This is a genomic window from Serratia sp. BIGb0163 (genome assembly GCF_024809935.1).
Lineage (GTDB): Bacteria > Pseudomonadota > Gammaproteobacteria > Enterobacterales > Enterobacteriaceae > Serratia > Serratia quinivorans.
The window spans coordinates 1-1,911 of the sequence record NZ_JANUDZ010000019.1 but is presented as its reverse complement, the minus strand read 5'-3'; the positions used below and the strand labels follow the sequence as shown (position 1 = coordinate 1,911).

General features: G+C 58.5%; 3 protein-coding genes. All 3 read right to left on the bottom strand.

Annotated elements, in window-relative coordinates; translation table 11 throughout:
- Positions 1–183, bottom strand: a 183-nt coding sequence (locus tag M2406_RS26375) for a hypothetical protein (RefSeq protein WP_259191939.1), incomplete at its 3' end; no start/stop codon positions are given.
- Positions 184–335: 152 nt separating this feature from the next.
- Positions 336–947 (bottom strand): fimbrial protein, encoded by a 612-nt coding sequence (locus M2406_RS26370; protein WP_259191937.1) that lies wholly within the window; start codon positions 945–947, stop codon positions 336–338.
- 18 nt (positions 948–965) lie between these two features.
- Positions 966–1,604 (bottom strand): molecular chaperone, encoded by a 639-nt coding sequence (locus M2406_RS26365; protein ID WP_259191940.1) that lies wholly within the window; start codon positions 1,602–1,604, stop codon positions 966–968.
- Positions 1,605–1,911 lie beyond the last annotated feature (307 nt).

Here is a 1,911-nt window from a genome sequence, read left to right as displayed (position 1 = left end):
GTCCAACACCACCCCCTGGCAACCTGACAGTTGGATACGGACGGGCCATAATCCGTAAACACCCCCGCCCTGCACGGTGCTTACCGACTGGTCTTCAATCACTGCCCGGTATTCCGACTGGGGTATTTGCTTGTCATCCAGCACTTGGACATCACAACTGCTTTCCAGGACCAGACCGCTCACCTTCGCCTGGTTCCCGTTCCCGACCGCATATCCTGTGCTCATCCCGCTCGCGCTGATGAGCAGGAACACAGAAAGCGTCAGAGCAGGTCCGCTGAGCACATGGCGATAGCGAACGCCGGTGCATCGCGTTATCTTGTTCCACATAATCAGCCTCAGTGGTAATTAACGTTAAATTCAATGGTTGCCGTTACGTGTCGTGGCGTAGCATCGACACCGCCCCCCATCTTGGGTGTCACAAACCCCAAAAAGTAGTTCAGGCGCGTCGACAACGGGTCAGCCTCCTGCAACACGGTCGTCTGCGTCGGTATACCGGGTACAACAGTACCCGCGGCGGTGTAATAACCCTGCAGTGTTCCCGCCCAATAATTCGGCGTGGCGTTACCGTTTTCCTTCAGCATGAACCCCACATCCTCCGCAGAATTATCATTAAACACATTCGCGCCGGTGGTGAGGGTCTTCCCGCTGACCGTGACATCAAACGTGCCGCCGACCTGCGTTCCGTTACAGTTTTCCACTATCATCTGAAAGGGCATGATTGACGCGGTCTGTTGTGTATCGAACTCACTGGCCAGAACACCTCGCATCTGTAGCTTGTCATCCCGGGTGTCCAGTACGATATTACAGCTGCCCGCTGTCAGATTACCCAGTGCATGCACGGTCACACTGGCGTCGGCATGCCCGGCCACCGTCAACAGCGCCAGCAAAAAAGCCACGCTGCAGCCACTATGCCGCATCCCCCCGGGTGGTGTTCGTTTCATCAGCATATTGCGCCCCTTGTCTCTTTACTGGATGACATTCGTGCCTTTCTCACTCCCGCCAAGGTCGTTCACCGCCGTCCAGTGGAGCGTCTTTTTCACCGTACTGGCCGCGCCATACACCTGACTGCCAAAGGGCGGTACCATGGTCGGGTGCTGTGCATCAAAGGTGACCGGCTTGCCATCCACGTCCAAACGTGAAAACGTCAGATGAAACGCGGTGGGGTTACTGACCTTGATGCCCCCCGGCACCCGTGACACCGTCAATGCCTTCCAGGGCTCTGCCGCGACATTGTCAAGGCTGTGCGGCCGGTAGAACACCTTGACCTGCAGGCCGGTGCCGATGACCATCCCCGCCGCTACCCTGTCCGTCCCCGGACTCAGGGGCGTCGAGGAAGGGATACCCGCGACTGACAGGTAAAACACGCTCTCTCTGTCCTGTGCAAGACCCGGTGCGGGCAGCGACTGCAGGCGTACCGTTCCGCGCCCCCCCTTCTCCAGACGAAACAGCGGGGGCGAAATCATCACATTTTTTACCGGCACATCCGATGACAGACTGGCGGTCACCCGTGAACGGATAAGCAGCACCCCCTCATTCTTTCCGCTGATAACCCCCACGGAAACGGGCTTCCCTTCAGGAAGGACCACCCGGGTGCCCGATAACATAAATGCCTGGGCCGGTGACACCGTCATGAACAGCGTCGCGAGGGCCAGTGGCAGGCTGCACAGGGCACGCCAACCTGTTGTTACTACTGTGTTCTTTGTCATACCTGTTTTTTTTACCCGTCTCGTTGACCGCGCAAGCGCGGCTTCATGGCCGCGTTAGCATTGCGGTCTGTCAGTCGTAAATCACGGAGAAGACCAGGGGCATGGACAGGGAGGTCCCTGCCACAATGCGTCGGTAGTCCCACGTCCTCAGCTCCGGGCGGAACACCAGACCGTGAACGGCGTTCCCCGCACGCTGCACGCGCGC